This window comes from Burkholderia catarinensis (genome assembly GCF_001883705.2).
GTDB classification, from domain to species: domain Bacteria; phylum Pseudomonadota; class Gammaproteobacteria; order Burkholderiales; family Burkholderiaceae; genus Burkholderia; species Burkholderia catarinensis.
Genome location: NZ_MDEQ02000002.1, coordinates 249,849 through 267,796 on the forward strand (window position 1 = coordinate 249,849; position 17,948 = coordinate 267,796).

Here is a 17,948-nt window from a genome sequence, read left to right on the forward strand (position 1 = left end):
CAAGGATCCTCCGATGGTCACAAAGGCCACCGCGCCGTTCCAGCAGATCAAGGCACTCGTTCGCCGGAACGTCGAGTCGGGCGACTGGCGCCCCGGGGATCGCATTCCGTCCGAGCTCGATCTCGCCGCGCGCTTCAGCGTCGCGCGCATGACGGTCAACCGTGCGCTGCGCGAGCTGACCGAGGAAGGCGTGCTGAAGCGCATCGCGGGCGTCGGTACCTTCGTCGCCGAAGTGAAGCCGCAGTCGAACCTGCTGATGATCGCGCATATCCGCGACGAAATCCGCGCGCGCGGGCACGAATATCGCTGCCGCGTGCTGAGCCAGTCGAGCGAGCCCGCATCGTTCGACGTCGCGGCCGCGTTCGGCCTGCCGGTCAACACGCCGGTCTTTCACGTGGTCTGCGTGCACGAGGAAAACGGCCGGCCGATCCAGCTCGAGGACCGCTACGTGAACCCGGCCGCCGCACCCGGCTTCATCGACCAGGATTTCCAGGCCGAGCCGCCGTCCGAGTACCTGTACAACAACGTGTCGCACGACGAACTGGAGATCGAGCACGTGGTCGATGCGTCGCTGCCGACCGGCGAACAGGCGCGGCTGCTCGACATGCGCGCCGACGAGCCGTGCCTCACGCTCACGCGCCGCACCTGGACGAACGGGCTACCCGTCACGTTCGTGCATTTCCTGCATCCGGGCAACCGCTATCGGCTCGGCTCGCGCTTCAAGCCGGGCGCCGGGCGTCACCCGACCTGAACCTTCGTCACGCGCATGAAAACGCACGGCGGCCGTTTCGTCATGAAACGGCCGCCGTGTTCGTCAGATACGCCGGTCAGATCGCGCCGACCTGCCCCGCGCCGCGCGACCAGACGACCGGAAACAGCGGGTGGTCGAGCGGCGCGCCGTCGGGCAGTTGCTCCGCGAGCCCGGGGAAATCGGGCGACGTCTTCCAGCGACGCGGCGCGTGACGGATATCGTCGCCGACGAAGCGGACCGAGAACGCGCGCCGGCGGTTCTGCGTACCGCCCGACGCGTGCAGCGTGAGCATCCGGAAGCACACCATGTCGCCGGGCTCGAGCGCCCAATGGCGGATCGGGAAGGCCGCGCGGTCGGCTTCGATGTCGGGCAGGTCGGCGAGGCTGCCTTCCGGGAACCACTTCGCTTCCTTGTCCATGAACGTGCGCGGCATCAGCCACGGCCCGCGATGCGAGCCCGCGACGAATTCCAGCGTCGATTCGAGCGGCACCGGATCGACCGGAATCCACATGCTGACGTTGTCGCCGCCCTCGATGTTGTAGTACGGCTGGTCCTGGTGCCACGGCGTACGCTGCCGCGTGCCGGGCTCCTTCACGAGCAGGTGGTCGTGATGCAGCCGCACGTGTTCCGTGCCCATCAGCGCGGCGGCCACCGACGGCGCCGGCGAGCGCACGATGAAGTCGCGGTAAGCATCGTTGTGCTGCCAGTTGCAGAAATCCTCGAAGAACCAGCCCGGATCGTCGGGCCGGCTCGCGACTTTCGCGCGCTCGCTCGGCTGCGCGAGATTCGCGTCGATGCCGGCCCGCAGCGCGGCCACTTCGTCGGGCGAAAAGATGCCCTTGATACAGACCGCGCCTTCCTCGCGGAATGCGGCGATCAGTTCGGGCGTCACGGCTTGCGCGACGCGCTCCTGGATACTCGTCATGGCTGGCCTGTCGATTGAATGAGTCACGGGGTCACGGGGTCACGGTGCGGCGCTCAGCTGCTGCTTTGCACCGTAGATGTCGAAATCGAAGTATTTCGCGGCGATCTTCTGGTACGTGCCGTTCGCGCGGATCGCGACGATCGCGTCGTTCAGCCGCTTCTTCATGTCGGCGTCGCCCTTGCGCACGCCCATCGCGACGCCGTAGCCGGTGATGCGCACGTCGGTCACGTCGGGGCCCGCGAACGCGTAACCCTTGCCGCGCGGCGTCTTCAGGAACGAGTAGCCGGCCTGGGTCTTGTCCTGGAAGGTCGCGTCGAGGCGGCCGTTGACGAGATCCTGGTACACCTGGTCCTGGTTCTGGTACGAAACGATCGTCACGCCCTTGGTCGCCCATTCGGCCTTCGCGTACGCCTCCTGCGTCGTGCCCTGGTCGATCCCGATGCGCTTGCCCGCGAGCGACGCCGCGGTCGGCAGCAGCTTCGAGCCGACCGGCGCGACGAGCGCGCCCGGCGACGCATACAGCTTGTTCGAGAAGTCGATCTGCTTGAGCCGCTCGTCGGTGGCCGTCATCGCGGACATGATCACGTCGAACTTGCGCGCGCGCAGCGCCGGAATCATCCCGTCGAAACCCTGCTCGACCCACACGCACTTCGCATGCAGTTCCGCGCAGATCGCATTGCGCAGGTCAATGTCGAAGCCGGCGAGCGAGCCGTCGGGCTGCTTCGCCTCGAACGGCGGATACGTGGGGTCGATGCCCCAGCGGATCGTCGACGCGTCCTGCGCGAACGACACGAGCGGCGCGAACGCCAGCGCGGTAACGAGGAGCTTTGCAGTGCGGTTCATGGCGTGTCCTTGAAGGTCTCGACGCGGCAGGCGGCGGGCGGCCGCTGGCGTCCGGTGGATGGCGCTGTGCCGGAACGCCCGGCACGGGTCGCATAAGACTGGGACTTCGATGAAACTGCGATGCAGTCTAGACCGCTCAATTTTCGAGCGCAAGCGGGGGATGTGGGGGGCGGAGCGGATTGAGGCTCGGCGCGGGAGGGAAAAACGGAATGACGCTTGAAGCAGGGTTGCCTGGCACGGATCTTCGCGGTTTTCGGGTGTTTACCCTGCGCGACGCACGCCCGCCACAGAGCGCGTTTCTCCGGATATCCGCAGGATGGTGTTGTCTATCCGGGCGATCGGCGCGAAGCCTCGTCCGGGGCCAACTCGACAGTATTGACGATGCGACCTATACCACGAAAAAGATCGCTTGGAGGCATTCACCCGCCCGGAAATGCAAGATATACCTTACATTCATGAGCCGTTGAACCCTGCAGGAAGGTCCGCATGCAACTCCATGAGATCGGTCAGGCCGTTGCTAAACGGAGAGCGGAACTCGACCTCACGCAGGCCCAACTTGCAAAGCTCTCCGGTTTGTCTCGCCTCACCGTGAATCAGCTCGAAACCGGCAAACTCAAGGATCTCGGCATCAACAAGCTGATCCCGTTGCTCGGCGTGCTCGGCATCGAACTCATGACCCGGCCGCGGCCGGCTCAACGCGGTCTCTATAAAGCCGTCGTCGGCGCGAACGTCAGCTACAAGGGCGAATTGACCGAACGACTGCTGGCCGACGCGCTGGCTACCGGACAGATTCCGGCGGGATACGAAGCGCAGTTCGCTGCCATCCTCGACGAGGCGCCGCTGCCCGTCGTCGTGAAGGCGGCCGAGGAAGTTGCCGAACGCTCGGGCACCCCGCTTCGCACCATCTGGAAAAACCTGGCCGCGTGGTCCAAGGCGCTGCACCTCTATCGGGAAGTCTGGGTCTGACCGCCGCACCTTCCCGGCCACGCTGAACCCTATCGCGCCCCCGCCACCGCCAGCACCCGCTCGATCGCGCCATACCCGCGCTGCCGCGCGTGCTGCAGCGGCGTTTCGCCGTTCGAGTCGGCGAGGTTCACATTCGCCTTCGCATCGGCCAGCAACTGCACGATCCGCACATTCCGCTCGCTGCCGTCGCCGAGCATGATCGCCTCTAGCAGCGCGGTCCAGCCGAGCCGGTTCACGTGGTCGACGTTCACGCCCGCGTCGATCAGCGTGCGCACCTGCATCGACGTGATTGCCGTGCGTCGCGATCAGCAGCGCCGCGCCGGGTCCGGCGAAACCGCGATTGCCCACGGCGTTCGCTCATGCTAAAAGTCGTCGCACACATTTGAAAATGAAATGTTCGAATCCGCAGAAGTGCAGAAATGAATAGACCCCTGTTCGACCTCGACCTGCTGCGTGCGCTCGTGATGGTCGCCGACTGCGGCAGTTTCACGACGGCTTCCGCGCGCCTGCATTCGACACAGTCGACGGTCAGCCAGAAGGTGCGCCGGCTCGAGGAAATCGCCGGCCACCGCCTGCTCGATCGCGGCACGCGCGACGTGCGGCCGACCGACGCGGGCGTGACGGTGCTCAGTTATGCGCGGCGCATGCTCGCGCTGAACGACGAGATGCTGGAAGCGCTGTCGGGCGCCACGGTCGCGCTGACGATCCGGCTCGGCGTGCCCGACGATTTCGCGGCGGGCCGCACGACTCACGCGCTCGCGGCATTCAAGCGCGAGCATCCGCAGGTCAAGCTCGAAGTGATGTGCGGGCTGAGCCGCGACATCAGCGCCGCGTACGATCGCGGCGAACTCGATCTCGCATTGATCAAGCAGCGGCGCGACAGCCGCGAGGCCGTCGTGCGCTGGCCCGAGAAGCTGCGCTGGATCGACAGCGCGAAACATCCGTCGATCGATCTCGACCCGGTGCCGATCGTCGTGTTTCCGCCGCGCGGGCTCTATCGCGACGACATGATCAAGGCGATCGAGGAACGCGGCCGCCGCTGGCGGATCAGCTTCACGACGTCGAGCCTGAGCGGCATCCAGGCCGCCGTCGCGGACGGGCTCGGCATCAGCGTGCTGCCCGCGCGCGTCGTGACCGACGAGCACGTCGTGCTGACCGCGAAAGAGGGCTTCGCGCCGATCGAGCACATGGACATCGCGATCCTGCACCGGCCGACGGCCGACCCGATGGTCAGCGAGCTGACGAAGGCGCTCTCGGCGATGCTCGAACTCGAGCGGCAGTAAGCGAAGCGGTTTTCATTCGGGCGCGCGGCTGTGCGGCCCGAACGCATCAGAACATCGTGTTCCCGTTCGCGGCCTGCTCGGGCACCGGCTGGTTGACGTCCCAGTGCTCGACGATCTTGCCGTTCTCGAGCCGGAAGATGTCCATGATCGCGCTGCCGCGCGTGCCGGGTTCGCGCACCGCGTGCACGTGCAGGATCACGTAGTCGCCGTCGACGAACGAGCGCTGGATCTCGCTGTGCGACTGCGGATATTTGTCGCGCAGGAACGCGACGAACTTGCGGAAGCCGTCGCGGCCGTCGGCTGCGTTCGGGTTGTGCTGCACGTAGCGCTCGCCGACATACGCAAGCGCGGCGTCCGCATCTTTCTCGTTCAGCCCTTTTTCATAGAACGCGAGCACCGTCCGCCGGTTGGCTTCCTGCCGCGCGTCGGCCGGGCCGGCCGCGACCGCCTGCGCGGCAGTCACGGCGAACAGGGTCGCCGCCATCCATCGTGCGGCCCGTGCCGCTGTCGTGCGTCGCATCGTCGTCTCCCGGGAAATCCGGCTGAAAACCGGATCATACCGGGGCGATCGTCGCGCTCAGACCAGCACGCCGTTGCGCGCGACGATCGCCCCGGACGATACGACCAGACGCCGCACCGGCCGCGCGACGACGGCCTCGGCGAGCGTCAGCGCGTCGACGAGCACGACGTCCGCGCGGCTGCCCGGCTGCAGCCCGTAGTCGGCGAAGCCGCAACCGCGCGCCGCGCTGTGCGTCACGCAGTCGAGCGCGACTTCGAGCGCATCGTCGCGGCGGAAATCGTTGCGCATGCCGATCAGCATCGCGCGCTCGAGCATGTCGGGCGAACCGTACGGCGTCCACGTGTCGCGCACGCCGTCGTTGCCGCCGATGACGGTCACGCCCGCCGCGCGGCACGCGGCCACCGGCGGCACCGGCACCGCCGCCGGCGCGGTCGTGACGATCGCGACGCCGAGTTCGGCCATCCGCGCGAGCAGCGCGTCGCGCTCGCGTTCGGCGATATCGCCGAGACAGAACCCGTGGCTGATCGTGACCTTCCCCTGCATGCCGTGCGCGGCCGTGCGCTGCAGGATCAGGTCGAGCGAGTACGCGCCCATCGACGCAAGCTCGTGCAGGTGGATATCGAGCCCGCGGCCGTGGCGCTCGGCGATCGCGAACAGCACGTCCACCGCCTCGACCGGATCGCCTTCGATCGCGCACGGATCGAGCCCGCCGAGCAAATCGGCGCCGGCGCCCAGCGCGTCGGACAGCAGCGCGTCGGTGCCGGGCCGCTTCAGCACGCCCGATTGCGGAAACGCGACGATCTGGATTTCAACCTGCCCGCGCAGCGTCTCGCGCGTCGCGAGCATGCCGTGCAGGTGCCGCAGCCCGGCTTCGGTATCGACGTCGACGTGCGTGCGGATGCGCGTCGTGCCGGCCGCGAGAAACGCGCGCGCCAGCGCGAGCGACGCGGCGCCGGCATCATGGCCGCTCGTCGCGCGATAGTGCCGCTCGTTCTCGATCCGGTCGACGAGGCGCGGCCCGACCTGGTTGCGATACCACGGCATCCCCCAGTGCGTCTTGTCGAGGTGCGTATGGCCTTCGACGAGGCCAGGTAGCGCGAGCGCGCCCGCGCCGTCCTCGATCGCGCAGCCGGCGGGCACGTCGAGCGACGGGCCGACGCGCGCGATGCGATCGCCTTCGATCAGGATGTCGAGCGCATCGTCGGCGCTCGTGCGGACATTGCGGATCAGCAGGTTCGTCATGTCGGTTCCGGTCGGGTCGGTCAGTGCGAAGCGGGCATCGCGCGTGCGCGGCGCCCGCGTTCGGGTCGGGTCGGTCAGCGCGTGAAGCGCAGCGAGGGGGCGAACGGCGCGCCCGTATCGCTTTCGCCGCGGCGGAACACCCAGCGTTCGGCCGGCACGCCCGCGACGGCCGCCGCCGCATTCGGCGCGCGCACCGCGACGAACGTCGCGTCGCAGCCCACCGCGATTCCGTAGTTCTCCTTGCCGATTGCGCGCGCGCCGGCATGCGTCGCCATGTCGAGCACCATGCCGAGCGCTTCGTCGGTGTAGAAGCCCGACCGATAGCCGACCATCATCGCGCGCTGCAGCATGTCGCCGTTGCCGTACGGCCACCATGCGTCGCGGATGTTGTCGTTGCCCGCGAACACATGCACGCCCGCATCGCGCAATTGCTGCACCGGCGGAAACGCGCAGTCGCCCGGCGCATTCGTCAGGATCGACACGCCGGCTTCGGCCAGCGCCGCCGCGGTGCGCTGGACATCGTCAAGGCCGACCTGGCCGAGCGCGTAGGCATGGCTCACGTTCACGCGCCCGCCGAGCCCCGCCGCGCGCGTGCGCGCCGCGATCCGCAGCAATTGCGCGATGCCCGTTTCGCCCGGCTCGTGCAGGTGGATGTCGATCTTCGCGCCGTGCTTCCCGGCAATGCCGAACACGATGTCGAGCTGGCCGTCCGCATCGCCGTCGAGCGTCGTCGGGTCGATCCCGCCGACCACGTCCGCGCCTTCGCGCACCGCTGCGTCGAGCATCGCGGCGGTGCCCGGGCACGTCACGACGCCCGCCTGCGGAAACGCGACCAGTTCGATATCGACGATCCCGCGCCACTGTTCGCGCGCCGCCATCACGGCCTGCAGGTTCGACAGGCCCGTCGTCGCATCGACATCGACGTGGCTGCGCATCGCGACCGTGCCGAATGCGGCGGCCTGCGCGATCAGCGCGTTCGCGCGCTCGACGATCGGCGGCGCGGCCGCGAGCTGGCGCTTTTCGACCGCGAGCCGCTCGCGCAGCGAACCGGCCGATTCGTGCGGCACCCAGCGATCGCCGACGAAGCTCTTGTCGAGGTGAATGTGGCCGTCGACGAAACCGGGCAGCACGACGCGCCCGTCGAGGTCGATCGTCTCCGCACCGGGCGCGGCAGCGCAATCGGCACCGATCGCGGTGAAACGGCCGTCACGGACGACGAGGTTGATGGGCTGGCCGCCGGCATCGACGGCGTTGATGAAGAGACGATCGGTCATGGCTCGGAATGGGGGGCGGTCGCTGCGCGACACCGGCGCGGACAGGGGAAGGAACCACAGCCGGCGCGGCGCGACCATTGACAAGGAAGGCAGGGAATCCGGCCACGATATCGGACGCCGCCGCCCGAGGCCAATTAAATGTCGCGATGCCGCGCATTCGATTTCGCGATGCGCGGCGCGCACGGCCGCCGGGCCTGGCGCGGCGACGGGGCTGGATCGCAGTGAAAGCGGTGAAAATCCGCTGGCCGCGCGACGGCGGCATCGCCGGAATGCGGACGCCCGGAGGCCGCGTCACACCGTTGCCGGCCGCCGCTTCAGCGCCCCGCCCGAGCGGCGAGTTACGCGGCAACAGACTTTACACGTTGTTACCCGGCCGCTCCGGACGCGCATCCGGCCATTCCTTATACTCACGCCGAGTTCGCCACCCATCCGGGAATCCGCAGGCGGACACGTTGCCGATGCAGGAAACACCATGATGCGCATGCCTTCCACGAAGACCGTTCTGTTCGCCTCGCTCGTCGCCGTGGCGGCGCTTCCGCTGACCGCCTGCGTCGCGCCGGGCTACTACGGCGCGCAACCGGGCTATCCGCAGCAGCAATACGCGACGCCCGGCTACGCGCAGCCCGCGTATTCGCAACCCGGCTACGTGCAGCAGCAACAGCCGTATCCGGGCCAGGCGCCGCAACCGTACGATCAGTACGGCAACCAGCCGCAATACGGGTCGCAGCCGTATGACCAGTATGGCAATCAGCAGCAGCAATACGGCAACGGCTACGGCACGCAGTACGGCACGGTCGCGAACATCCAGCCGGTCAACGGCTCGGTCGGCCCGTCGGGTGTCGCCGGCACCGTTGTCGGTGCGCTGGTCGGCGGCGTGCTCGGCAACCAGTTCGGCCGCGGCCACGGCCGCGATGCGGCCACCGTGATCGGCGCGCTCGGCGGCGCCGTTGCGGGCAACCAGATCGGCCAGAGTATGGGTGCCGCGCAAGGCCCGAGCAGCTACCGGATCGACGTGCAGGTCAGCGACGGCTCGACGCGTTCGTTCGACGTGCAGTCGCCAGGCAACCTGCGGCCGGGCGACCGCGTGCAGATCAACGGCAATCAACTGTCGCGGTATTGATTCCACTCCGGTGCGCGTGACCTGATCGCGCGCACCTCACGCGTTTGACGTCGTGCGCCGAGTCGGCACGACGGCGCGTTCGCTTCACGCCGCCCTCGTGCGTCCTGTCGGGGCGACGCGTCACCGTCCCTTCCCATCCCTTTCACGCTCGCGCCCGCCTCCGGCGCGACGCACGGCTCGACCACGTTGCCGTCACACGGGAGCCGGGGACACAGTTCCGGCGCGGCCCGGATGCACGCCGCATCGAACGCGGCCACGCAGCATCCGGATTCCGATTAGCATGGACACGATGCATCCGGCGGCCGCTGCGGCCCGCGCCGGCATGCACGACCCTCAACCGGAATCCCCCCGATGACGATTACGACCCGCCTGCTCGATGCGGCCGACGCCGCCCGTTTCCAGACCGTCCGCCTGCGTGCGGTCGACACCGCGCCCACGTCTTTCCTGCCGACGCTCGACGAAGAATCGCAGGTGCCGGTCGACGAATTCGCGACGCGCATCACGCCGAGCCACGAGCGCGCCGTGTTCGGCGCGTTCGACGGCGACACGCTCGTCGGCATCACCGGCGTGCGCCGCGATGCGCGCGTGAAAATCGCGCACAAGGCGACGATCTGGGGCGTGTTCGTCGATCCGGCCTATCGCGGGCAGGGCATCGCGCAAACGCTGCTCGAAAGTGCGACCGCGCATGCGGCGCAGGCGTGGCAGTGCAGGCAGCTGATGCTGTGCGTGAACGAGGTCAACGCCAACGCGGAGCGGCTGTATGCGTCGCAAGGGTTCGTCCGGTTCGGCACGGAGCCGCGCTCGATGTTCGTCGACGGCCGCTTCTACGACGAGCACCACATGATCAAGACGCTGGCGTAACGCGCTCCGGTTTGCGTTCGCGTGCATCGACCGACCCCGCACGCGAACGCCCTTCCCGCTCGCCTCGTTGCGTCACCGCGTGTCGGTGATCGTCGTGTTGACGACCTGCCCGGCGATCGTCACGTTCGTCAGCGTCATCGCACTCACGTTGAACGCATAGATCGGCCCCGGCGACGTGACCGTCGGCGTGCCCGACGCGACCGGCGTGCCGAAGTCGCAATTGCGGATCGTCACGCCGGAGATCGGCTGCACGGCGGGCGGCGGCGGCGTGCCGTTGTAGTCGAACGCGACCGGCCCCTGCGCGACGATCGCCTGGAAGCACGACGCGCTCACGCCGTTCAGCGTCACGTTGCTCGCCTTCACGTCGGAGATCGTCACGTTCTGCACGACCGGCGCTCGCGTGCGCACCGCATCGTTCGCGGGCTGGTAGTCGCAATCGAACGTGACGATGCCGCCCTGCGCCGCCGACGGGTTGCCGGCCGACGGCGTGACGACGCCGAGCGGCACGCTCGCGTTGACGGGGCTGCCCGCGAGCAGCGCGCTGCCGTAGCCGCCGCCTGAATTAATGCCCTGTATGTGTGCGCACACTCACATTTTTGAAATCCGTCTTTAGAGATACGTTGTCGTATGTTTATGCGCAAAAACTTTAGCTGAAAATCCCCGACGGACGATGTCCGCCGGGGCGATTGCCCTACTCGCCAGCCGCCGCTACCGCCCCCGCCCCCGTCGCCGGCTCGCGCCCCGCCGAAGCGGCCGGCTCGAACACCAGCACCAGATCGCCGCGATAACGCCCGTTCGTCGAAGCCGCCCCACTGGCGACCGGCGCTCGTGCGCTGATCTTCACGTTGCGGGTTTCGTCGTAGCCGTCGAATCCGTCGTGTCCGGGCTGCACCAGCGTGACCGTGCGAGCGGCGCCGGACGCGATTTCCGAGTCGCCCGTCCTGCCCGTCAGCACGACCTTCGCGCTGGCCAGGTCATCGCGACCGTTCGAGAGCCGCAGCGGCTGCAGCAACGTGACGTTGATGTCGGGATTCGTCGTGCGTACGCGGATCGGCAGCGTCGTCGCGAACGTCTGCTGCCGGCCGTCCGTCGCGTTCAGCTCGACCACGTCGTAGGCAGTGTTGTCCGGCTTCGACACGAACAGGCTGTCGCCGATATGCGCGATCAACGTGATTTTCTTGACGACCGCTTGCGGCGACGTCGGCCCCGCGTGCGCAAGGCCGGTCAATGCACTGCATGCGACGAGTGCGGCGAGATGTGTTCCGATTTTCATTGTGTGATCCCGCATTCTGGAGGATTGAGATTCGGGCGCCTGCGCCTTCCATCGCAGGAAAATCCGGCATGCACTTATCCCGAAATTAACCGGCAGTATCCCCGTGGCAGTCGATGCGCCCAGCCGCGTGTGCGAGCGATCGAGTCAGCCGGATTCGATCGCAACTGCATGCCCGATTCGCGCACCAGCCTGCAACGACCGGCCCGGACGAACCCCTCGCGCAACGGCATGCAACAACAATAGGTTGCGAAAAGCCCTTTAAAAATCCATGGAAACCTTCACGGTTCTTTGCGGCTTTCATTCACCAGTGCAATCTTGAAATCAAATGGAACGCGCCCGGGAATCCGCGCCGCCAACCCGTCTCGGTAATTCCGCCTCTGTTCATCCCCCTGCTGCCCGCGCTATCGTTTCCGTACCTTCACAGCCCAGGAGCTGCCTTTGCCTTCCCGCCACGGAGTCGACCTCATCCGCGCCCGCTCACTGTTCGATCGCGAGCGCCGTGCGTTCACCGAAGCCATGCCGATCTCCCGCGCACTGTCCGCGGAAGCGGCCGGGAATTTGCTGTTCGGCGTGCCGCTGCACTGGATGCAGGACTGGTCGACGCCGTTCTCGCTGTACGTGAAGGAGGCGCGCGGCGCGACGATCACCGACGTCGACGGCCATCGCTACGTCGATTTCTGCCTCGGCGACACCGGCGCGATGTTCGGCCATGCGCCCGAACCGGTCGCGCGCGCGCTCGTCGAACAGGCCACGCGCGGCTATACGACGATGCTGCCGAGCGAGGACGCCGTGTGGGTTGCACGCGAACTCGCGCGCCGCTTCCGGCTGCCGGTCTGGCAGTTCGCGCTGAGCGCGAGCGACGCGAACCGCTTCGTGCTGCGCTGGGCGCGCGCGGCCACCGGCCGCAACACGATCGTCGTATTCAACGGCTGCTATCACGGCACGGTCGACGACGTGTTCGTCGATCTCGTCGACGGCCGCCCCGTGCAGCGCGACAGCCTGCTCGGGCAGTCGTACGACCTGCTCGCGAACACGCGCGTCGTCGAATTCAACGATCTGGATGCGCTCGAAGCGGTGCTGAAGAATGGCGATGTTGCATGCGTGCTCGCCGAGCCCGCGATGACGAACATCGGGATGGTGTTGCCCGACCCGGGCTTCTGGGATGCCGCGCGCGAACTGACGCGCCGCCACGGCACGCTGCTCGTGATCGACGAAACGCACACGATCAGCAGCGGCCCGGGCGGCTATGCGGTCGCGCACGATCTCGAACCGGACATGCTGGTGGTCGGCAAGCCGATCGCGGGCGGCGTGCCGTGCGCGGTGTACGGTTTCAGCGCGGAATTCGCGGAACGCGCGAAGCAGGCGAAGCTGAACGCGCCGCCCGGCCATTCGGGGATCGGCACGACGCTCACCGCGAACATGCTCGCGATGCATGCAATGCGCGCGACGCTGGCCGAAGTCGCGACCGACGCCGCGTATGCGCACATGTTCGAACTGGCCGCGCGGCTGGCGACGGGCCTCGAACGGGCGATCGCGAAACACGGTCTGCCATGGTGCGTGACACGCATCGGCGCGCGCACCGAATTCCAGTTCGCGCCCGAGCCGCCGCGCAACGGCACGCTTGCCGGCGCGCAGCTCGACAGCGAGCTCGAGCACATCGTGCACCTGTACCTGCTGAACCGTGGCGTGCTGATCACGCCGTTCCACAACATGATGCTCGTGTGCCCGCAGACGACGGCCGACGATGTCGACCGGCTCGTCGCGCAATTCGACGCGTGCCTGGGCGAGTTGGCGTGATGTAACGACGTTTCATTCGACGTGCCCGGGCCGCGAGCCGGGCCACCGGCTGCGGCGAAGCGACATGGCGTGCGTCGCCGCGCCGCTTCACTTCGCCGCTCGCCTCTGGCATTCGGTCGCTCGAAAGGCATCGGCTTGCCATGAACGAACCGCGTCCTTCCGGACGTATATCTTCCGCTATGCGGCCCGCAACGCGCGCCGCGCCACTTCCGCGAAATACCGCGCCCCCACCGGCAGGATCTCGTCGTTGAAATCGTACGTCGCGTTATGCAGCGGCACGCCGCCGCGCCCGGCCGCGTCGCCGTTGCCGATGAACGTGAAATTGCCCGGCACCACCTGCAGGAACGCGCCGAAATCCTCCGAGATCATCATCGGCTGCACGTCGGCGTTCACCGCGTCGGCGCCCGCGATATGCGCCGCGGCCTGCACGGCCGTGTCGACCCATTCAGGAGAATTCACCGTCGGCGCGAACTCGTGCGTGTAGTCGAACGTGCAGGTCGCGCCGTGCGCGCGGCAGATCCCTTCGCTGATCTCGCGCATCCGCGTTGCCAGCAGCGCCTGCACGTCGCGCGAATAGCTGCGCGTGTCGCCCTTGATCGTCACGGTCGACGGCAGCACGTTGCGCAGCCCGTCGGTGATGAATTCCGTGCACGAGATCACGGCCTGCTGGCCCGGATCGAGATTGCGCGACACGATCGTCTGCAGCGCGAGCACGATCTGCGAGCCGATCACGATCGGATCGATGCCCATGTGCGGGCGCGCCGCATGCGTGCCGCGCCCGTCGATCCGGATCACGAAATTGTCTTCGCTCGCCATGATGCCGCCCGCGCGCGTCGAAAACGTGCCCGCGCGCATCCCCGGCATGTTGTGCGCGCCGAAGATCGCGTCGACCGGGAAGCGCTCGAACAGCCCGTCGGCCATCATCGCCTTCGCGCCGCGGCCATGCTCCTCGGCCGGCTGGAAAATGAAGCGCACCGTGCCGTCGAAATCCTTGTGCTCGGCCAGCAGTTGCGCGGCGCCGAGCACCATCGACATGTGGCCGTCGTGCCCGCACGCATGCATCTTGCCGGGCGTGCGCGACGCGTAGTCGCGGCCCGGCGCGTGCTCGGCGATGTTCAGCGCGTCCATGTCCGCACGGATGCCGATCGCGCGTTGGCCGGTGCCGGCCGTCAGGTTCGCGACGAGCCCCGTGCCGCCGATCCCGCGATGCACGTCGAGCCCGAGCGTCGTCAGGATGCGCGCGACGTAGTCCGACGTGTTCACCTCTTCGAAACCCGTCTCCGGATGCTGGTGCAGATGCCGGCGCCAGGTCTTCAGTTGCCCTTGCAGCGTGCTTTCGTCGGTTGCGTCGGTTGCGCTCATTGCGTTCGCCTCGTCGGTCGTCGTGTCGTTCAGGCCGCTACCGCCGCGCGGTTCAGCCAGTCGCGCTGCCGCGCGAGCACCGCGTCGGCCGTCTCGCCGACGCAGCTCCGGTACACGGACGGCGCCGTCGCCCCTTCCGTATTGAGCGCCAGCACGCGCGAATTCGTATCGAGCCCCGCCTGCCGCGCGAGCGCAGGGTCGCGCATCAGCGCTTCCAGCCCCGCGACGCCGGCCGCGCCCGATTCACCGGCGACGAGCGGCACGTCGCGCTCGCTGCCGGCCGCGAGGCCGCGCATCGCCTTCACTGCGTCTTCGTCGTCGATCAGCATGAAATGATCGATGCACGGCTCGAGGAAATCCCACGCGAGCGGCGACGCCTCGCCGCACGCGAGCCCGGCCATCACCGAATCGACGCTGCCGGTCGCCTTCGTCGCGCGCCCCGCGAGCGCGCTCTGGTACAGGCAGTCGGCCTGGCGCGGTTCGACGACGATGAAATGCGGCCGCTGCGCGCCGTCGCGCTCCCAAAGGTAACTCGCCACGCCCGCGGCGAGGCCGCCCACGCCGCCCTGCAGGAACACATGCGTGAACGGCCGTCCGTCGGCGCCCGCCGGCTGCTGCGCGAGCGCTTCGGCCGCGATCACGCCATAGCCCTGCATCACGTCGCGCGGAATCGCTTCGTAGCCGTCGTACGACGTATCCGACACCACGTGCCAGCCGTTCGCGTCCGCTAGCTGCGCGGCGTGCACGACCGATTCGTCGTAGTTGCCGGCGATCCGCACGATCCGCGCGCCGTGTGCGACGATCGCTTGCTCGCGCTCCGCGTCGACGTTCGCGTGCAGCACGATCACGCAGCGGCAGCCGATCGCGCGCGCGGCGGCGGCCAGCGCGCGGCCGTGGTTGCCGTCGGTCGCGCTGATCACCGTGAGGTCGGCCAGCTCCGCCGCGTAGCGGCCGGTGACGAGCCCCTGCGGATCGAGATACTCGTTGCGCCGCAGCCGCTTCACGAGCCGCATCAGCGCGATCGGCGCGCCAAGTGCCTTGAAGCTGCCGAGCGGCGAACGGCACGACTCGTCCTTCACGCCGACGCTCGCGACGCCGAGCCGCGCGGCGAGATCCGGCAGCGCGCGCAGCGGCGTTCGCGCGTTGCCGACGAGCGGCCAGTGCGACAGCCACGCGCCGCTTTCGTCGGCGGCGGCGATGTTCATGATGCGATGCAGCGCAGCGGGATAATCGGTGCGCGACGCGCGGGGGTTGGCGATCAGCATGGCGAAAGGCTCCGGAGCAGGACCGCGCGGGCGGTCCGTCGGGTGGGTCGAGTCGGGCAAGCGCGGGTTGCGCTCGCCGTCGGTCCGAAAATAATATTGCGCATGCCGGTCAATAAAATCGCCAAATCGGCCACCCGGACGCAAAAAATTCTCATTCTTTCGAGGCCTCACGCACCGCCATGACCACTCCTCTCGATGCGTTCGATCGCAAGCTGCTGATGGAAATCCAGCGCGACGCGCAGACGCCGCAGGCCGAGCTCGGCGCGCGCGTCAACCTGTCGACCGCGGCCGTGAACCGGCGCCTGCGGCGGCTCGCGGAAGACGGCGTGATCGAGCGCTACACCGCCGTCGTCGCGCCGGAGAAGGTCGATCATCCGCTGACGATCGTCGTGAACGTCGAGGTCGAGAGCGAGCAGATCGACCAGCTCGACGCGATGAAGCGGGCCTTCGAGCGGTGCCCGCAGATCCAGCAGTGCTACTACGTGACGGGGGAATGGGATTTCGTGCTGATCCTCGCCGTGCGCAACATGGATCAGTACAACGCGCTCACGCGCGAGCTGTTCTTCGCGAACAACAACGTGAAGCGGTTCAAGACGCTGGTGAGCATGAGCCGCGTGAAGGTCGGGCTCGACGTGCCGGTCGATCCGGGCGAGTGAGTGAGTGAGTGAGTGAGCAATTGCACACATGAGGCGACCGGCATGCAATGACGCACACCGGCCGCCTCCCATCGACGGCTACTTCAGCGGCAACTGAAGCTCGCCGCCGAATTCAGGTCGCCCGAACCGTTGTAGCGCGCCACCTGCGGATACGGACACAGCGGCCGCGTGCGGCCCGCGCCCCACGACGCGGGCACTTCCGCGTTCGGCACCGCGCTGGTCGTGTCGCGCGCGGCGGCCACGATCGCGGCGGGCGCCTGCCCCTGCTCGACCCACGCGACGAGCGGCGTCAGCATGTCGAACCGGTCGGCCGCCGGGCCGCCCGCGCAGTGATTCATGCCTGGCACCGGATAGAAGCGCGCGAAATCCGACGCGTCGCCGCCGTTCGCCTGCGCGACCCGCGCATACCAGTCGCGCGTGTCGTCGAACGAAAACACCGGGTCGCCCGTGCCGTGATAGACGAGCAGCTTCGCGCCGCGCGACTTCAGCGCGGCGAGGTTGGTCTCGTCGGGCGGTGTCATGAACGACCACGCGGATTGCGTGTACACGCCGTTCGTCGCGAAGATCGCCGGCGCGTCGTTGTCCATGTCGAAGCCGAGCGCGAAACCGGCGAGGTTCGCGAGCGTCGCGGCGGTTTTCGGCGGCGTCGTGAACGTAAACGCCATCGCGGCCGGGTCGAGCATGATCGAATTCGACTGCTTCCACGCGGCCCAGCCGCTGCCGGCGATGCCCGGATCGTACGGAAAGCCCGCGTAGAGCGCCGTGCCCGCGCTGTTGCGCGCACCCGCGAACACGTTCTCGATCGCACTCTTCTGTGCGGTGGTCAGGCAGGACCCGGTGCGCGTGCCGTTCGCGCAGGTCGGGATGTCCGCTTCGACGCTGAAATGCGCCTGGCACGCGGCAACGTCCTGCACCATCCCGTCGGCCGCGCCGTCGAGCGCGTCGCATTTCTCGAGAATCTTCGCGCCGACGAACTGCCGCTCCGCATCGGTGAAGCCGCTGCGGATATCCGGCAGCCCGTTCGTGCCCGTCGCCGACGCGATTTTCGCGAACTGCTGCGCGCCGTACATCTCGCCGATCGCCGCCTTCGGCAAATGAAAGCCCGGATCGCCCGCGATGATGCCATCGTAGTCGGCCGGGTTGCGCACCGCCGTGACCATCGCGTGACGGCCGCCGTTCGAGCAGCCGCCGAAATAGCTGCGGTCGGGCGTCTTTCCGTATGCGAGCCGGATTACCTGCTTCGCCATCGGCGTGAGCGCATCGACGGCGCCGTAGCCATAGTCGAGTCGCGCCTGCGGATCGACGCCGAACAGCGGGTTCTGCGCGGCGCTGTGCCCGGCATCCGAGCTGATCACCGCGAAGCCCATGTTCAGCGCGTCGGTCAGCGGCCCGCCGCCGCCGATCTCGCCGGTCGCGGTCACGACGTTGCCGTCGAGCCCGCCGTTGGCCTGGTAGAAGAAGCGGCCGTTCCACGCCTTCGGCAAGCGCATCTCGAAGCCGATCGCATAGGTCTTGCCGTCCACCGCGCTCACGCGCTCGTTCATCTTCCCTTCGATCACGCAGTGCTCGGCGATCGGCTGGCCGGCCACCGTCAGTGCGCCGGCGGCCGCGGTCGCCACCGACGTGAACGACGTGTTCGCGTAGGCGAGCTTCGCGGCGAGCGCGTCGCAGGTCTGCGCCATCGCGGCCGGCGCCGCGGCGCTCAGGTGCGTCGGCGCGGAGTTCACCGAATCGTCGCCGCCGCAACCGGCGAGGATGGCCGCGGACAGCGGCGCAATGCAGAGGAATGCAGATTTTCTGTTCAAGATAG

General features: G+C 68.0%; 17 protein-coding genes and 1 pseudogene. 7 read left to right on the forward strand and 11 right to left on the reverse strand.

Going from position 1 to position 17,948, the window contains the following annotated elements:
- Window positions 1-13 precede the first annotated feature (13 nt).
- The gene (gene hutC / locus BFF94_RS04355; protein ID WP_128850254.1) at window positions 14-751 is read left to right on the forward strand and encodes a histidine utilization transcriptional repressor HutC; all 738 of its coding nucleotides are present in this window, start codon (window positions 14-16) and stop codon (window positions 749-751) included.
- 76 nt (window positions 752-827) lie between these two features.
- Here hutC and BFF94_RS04360 read toward each other — a convergent pair whose 3' ends face one another.
- Both BFF94_RS04360 and BFF94_RS04365 read right to left on the reverse strand, forming a co-directional pair.
- On the reverse strand, window positions 828-1,676 hold the full coding sequence (locus BFF94_RS04360) for a phytanoyl-CoA dioxygenase family protein (protein ID WP_128850256.1): 849 nt from the start codon (window positions 1,674-1,676) through the stop codon (window positions 828-830).
- A gap of 39 nt (window positions 1,677-1,715) precedes the next feature.
- Window positions 1,716-2,519 (reverse strand): ABC transporter substrate-binding protein, encoded by an 804-nt coding sequence (locus tag BFF94_RS04365; protein ID WP_128850258.1) that lies wholly within the window; start codon window positions 2,517-2,519, stop codon window positions 1,716-1,718.
- Window positions 2,520-3,005: 486 nt separating this feature from the next.
- On the opposite strand from BFF94_RS04365, the gene BFF94_RS04370 reads away from it, so the two are divergent.
- Window positions 3,006-3,485, forward strand: coding sequence for a helix-turn-helix transcriptional regulator (locus BFF94_RS04370; RefSeq protein ID WP_128850260.1), 480 nt, complete (start codon window positions 3,006-3,008; stop codon window positions 3,483-3,485).
- Window positions 3,486-3,514: 29 nt separating this feature from the next.
- On the opposite strand, the gene BFF94_RS04375 is transcribed toward BFF94_RS04370, so the two are convergent.
- The gene (locus tag BFF94_RS04375) at window positions 3,515-3,766 is read right to left on the reverse strand and encodes an ankyrin repeat domain-containing protein (protein ID WP_201260477.1); all 252 of its coding nucleotides are present in this window, start codon (window positions 3,764-3,766) and stop codon (window positions 3,515-3,517) included.
- A 138-nt stretch (window positions 3,767-3,904) separates the two neighbouring features.
- Here BFF94_RS04375 and BFF94_RS04380 point away from each other — a divergent pair, with 138 nt between their 5' ends.
- Complete coding sequence (locus BFF94_RS04380) at window positions 3,905-4,768, forward strand: LysR family transcriptional regulator (RefSeq protein ID WP_128850262.1); 864 nt, start codon at window positions 3,905-3,907, stop codon at window positions 4,766-4,768.
- 46 nt (window positions 4,769-4,814) lie between these two features.
- Here BFF94_RS04380 and BFF94_RS04385 read toward each other — a convergent pair whose 3' ends face one another.
- The 3 genes from BFF94_RS04385 to BFF94_RS04395 all read right to left on the reverse strand — a co-directional run bounded on the left by BFF94_RS04385 (window position 4,815) and on the right by BFF94_RS04395 (window position 7,804).
- Window positions 4,815-5,288, reverse strand: coding sequence for a nuclear transport factor 2 family protein (locus BFF94_RS04385; RefSeq protein WP_128850264.1), 474 nt, complete (start codon window positions 5,286-5,288; stop codon window positions 4,815-4,817).
- Window positions 5,289-5,345: 57 nt separating this feature from the next.
- Window positions 5,346-6,530 (reverse strand): amidohydrolase family protein, encoded by a 1,185-nt coding sequence (locus BFF94_RS04390; RefSeq protein WP_219139031.1) that lies wholly within the window; start codon window positions 6,528-6,530, stop codon window positions 5,346-5,348.
- A 74-nt stretch (window positions 6,531-6,604) separates the two neighbouring features.
- On the reverse strand, window positions 6,605-7,804 hold the full coding sequence (locus BFF94_RS04395; protein ID WP_219139032.1) for an amidohydrolase family protein: 1,200 nt from the start codon (window positions 7,802-7,804) through the stop codon (window positions 6,605-6,607).
- Between the two features lie 472 nt (window positions 7,805-8,276).
- Here BFF94_RS04395 and BFF94_RS04400 point away from each other — a divergent pair, with 472 nt between their 5' ends.
- Together BFF94_RS04400 and BFF94_RS04405 are read left to right on the forward strand one after the other, a co-directional pair.
- Window positions 8,277-8,924, forward strand: a complete 648-nt coding sequence (locus tag BFF94_RS04400) for an outer membrane lipoprotein (RefSeq protein WP_128850270.1) — start codon at window positions 8,277-8,279, stop codon at window positions 8,922-8,924.
- A 351-nt stretch (window positions 8,925-9,275) separates the two neighbouring features.
- Complete coding sequence (locus BFF94_RS04405; protein ID WP_128850272.1) at window positions 9,276-9,785, forward strand: GNAT family N-acetyltransferase; 510 nt, start codon at window positions 9,276-9,278, stop codon at window positions 9,783-9,785.
- 72 nt (window positions 9,786-9,857) lie between these two features.
- Here BFF94_RS04405 and BFF94_RS04410 read toward each other — a convergent pair.
- Window positions 9,858-10,346: pseudogene (locus BFF94_RS04410) on the reverse strand (endopolygalacturonase); the annotation flags it as partial.
- Between the two features lie 130 nt (window positions 10,347-10,476).
- Window positions 10,477-11,058, reverse strand: coding sequence for a CS1 type fimbrial major subunit (locus BFF94_RS04415; protein WP_128850274.1), 582 nt, complete (start codon window positions 11,056-11,058; stop codon window positions 10,477-10,479).
- Between the two features lie 438 nt (window positions 11,059-11,496).
- On the opposite strand from BFF94_RS04415, the gene BFF94_RS04420 reads away from it, so the two are divergent.
- Window positions 11,497-12,855: an aspartate aminotransferase family protein gene (locus tag BFF94_RS04420; RefSeq protein ID WP_128850276.1), complete on the forward strand. Its 1,359-nt coding sequence runs from the start codon at window positions 11,497-11,499 to the stop codon at window positions 12,853-12,855.
- Window positions 12,856-13,032: 177 nt separating this feature from the next.
- On the opposite strand, the gene BFF94_RS04425 is transcribed toward BFF94_RS04420, so the two are convergent.
- Complete coding sequence (locus BFF94_RS04425) at window positions 13,033-14,217, reverse strand: M20 aminoacylase family protein (protein WP_128850278.1); 1,185 nt, start codon at window positions 14,215-14,217, stop codon at window positions 13,033-13,035.
- A 29-nt stretch (window positions 14,218-14,246) separates the two neighbouring features.
- The gene (locus BFF94_RS04430; RefSeq protein WP_128850280.1) at window positions 14,247-15,482 is read right to left on the reverse strand and encodes a diaminopropionate ammonia-lyase; all 1,236 of its coding nucleotides are present in this window, start codon (window positions 15,480-15,482) and stop codon (window positions 14,247-14,249) included.
- Window positions 15,483-15,661: 179 nt separating this feature from the next.
- Between BFF94_RS04430 and BFF94_RS04435 the strand changes: the two genes are divergently transcribed.
- Window positions 15,662-16,138, forward strand: a complete 477-nt coding sequence (locus tag BFF94_RS04435; protein ID WP_128850282.1) for an Lrp/AsnC family transcriptional regulator — start codon at window positions 15,662-15,664, stop codon at window positions 16,136-16,138.
- Between the two features lie 83 nt (window positions 16,139-16,221).
- Here BFF94_RS04435 and BFF94_RS04440 read toward each other — a convergent pair whose 3' ends face one another.
- Window positions 16,222-17,943 carry a tannase/feruloyl esterase family alpha/beta hydrolase gene (locus tag BFF94_RS04440; RefSeq protein ID WP_219139033.1) on the reverse strand — a complete coding sequence of 574 codons (1,722 nt, stop codon included), beginning with the start codon at window positions 17,941-17,943 and terminating at the stop codon, window positions 16,222-16,224.
- Between the last annotated feature and the right edge of the window lie 5 nt (window positions 17,944-17,948).

Coding starts and splice junctions, on each gene's coding strand:
- BFF94_RS04430 (WP_128850280.1), bottom strand. CDS start 15,482: ATGCTGATCGCCAACCCCCGCGCGTCGCGCACCGATTATCCCGCTGCG.
- BFF94_RS04400 (WP_128850270.1), top strand. CDS start 8,277: ATGATGCGCATGCCTTCCACGAAGACCGTTCTGTTCGCCTCGCTCGTC.
- BFF94_RS04365 (WP_128850258.1), bottom strand. CDS start 2,519: ATGAACCGCACTGCAAAGCTCCTCGTTACCGCGCTGGCGTTCGCGCCG.
- BFF94_RS04405 (WP_128850272.1), top strand. CDS start 9,276: ATGACGATTACGACCCGCCTGCTCGATGCGGCCGACGCCGCCCGTTTC.
- BFF94_RS04370 (WP_128850260.1), top strand. CDS start 3,006: ATGCAACTCCATGAGATCGGTCAGGCCGTTGCTAAACGGAGAGCGGAA.
- BFF94_RS04425 (WP_128850278.1), bottom strand. CDS start 14,217: ATGAGCGCAACCGACGCAACCGACGAAAGCACGCTGCAAGGGCAACTG.
- hutC (WP_128850254.1), top strand. CDS start 14: ATGGTCACAAAGGCCACCGCGCCGTTCCAGCAGATCAAGGCACTCGTT.
- BFF94_RS04360 (WP_128850256.1), bottom strand. CDS start 1,676: ATGACGAGTATCCAGGAGCGCGTCGCGCAAGCCGTGACGCCCGAACTG.
- BFF94_RS04415 (WP_128850274.1), bottom strand. CDS start 11,058: ATGAAAATCGGAACACATCTCGCCGCACTCGTCGCATGCAGTGCATTG.
- BFF94_RS04390 (WP_219139031.1), bottom strand. CDS start 6,530: ATGACGAACCTGCTGATCCGCAATGTCCGCACGAGCGCCGACGATGCG.
- BFF94_RS04375 (WP_201260477.1), bottom strand. CDS start 3,766: ATGCAGGTGCGCACGCTGATCGACGCGGGCGTGAACGTCGACCACGTG.
- BFF94_RS04395 (WP_219139032.1), bottom strand. CDS start 7,804: ATGACCGATCGTCTCTTCATCAACGCCGTCGATGCCGGCGGCCAGCCC.
- BFF94_RS04380 (WP_128850262.1), top strand. CDS start 3,905: ATGAATAGACCCCTGTTCGACCTCGACCTGCTGCGTGCGCTCGTGATG.
- BFF94_RS04435 (WP_128850282.1), top strand. CDS start 15,662: ATGACCACTCCTCTCGATGCGTTCGATCGCAAGCTGCTGATGGAAATC.
- BFF94_RS04385 (WP_128850264.1), bottom strand. CDS start 5,288: ATGCGACGCACGACAGCGGCACGGGCCGCACGATGGATGGCGGCGACC.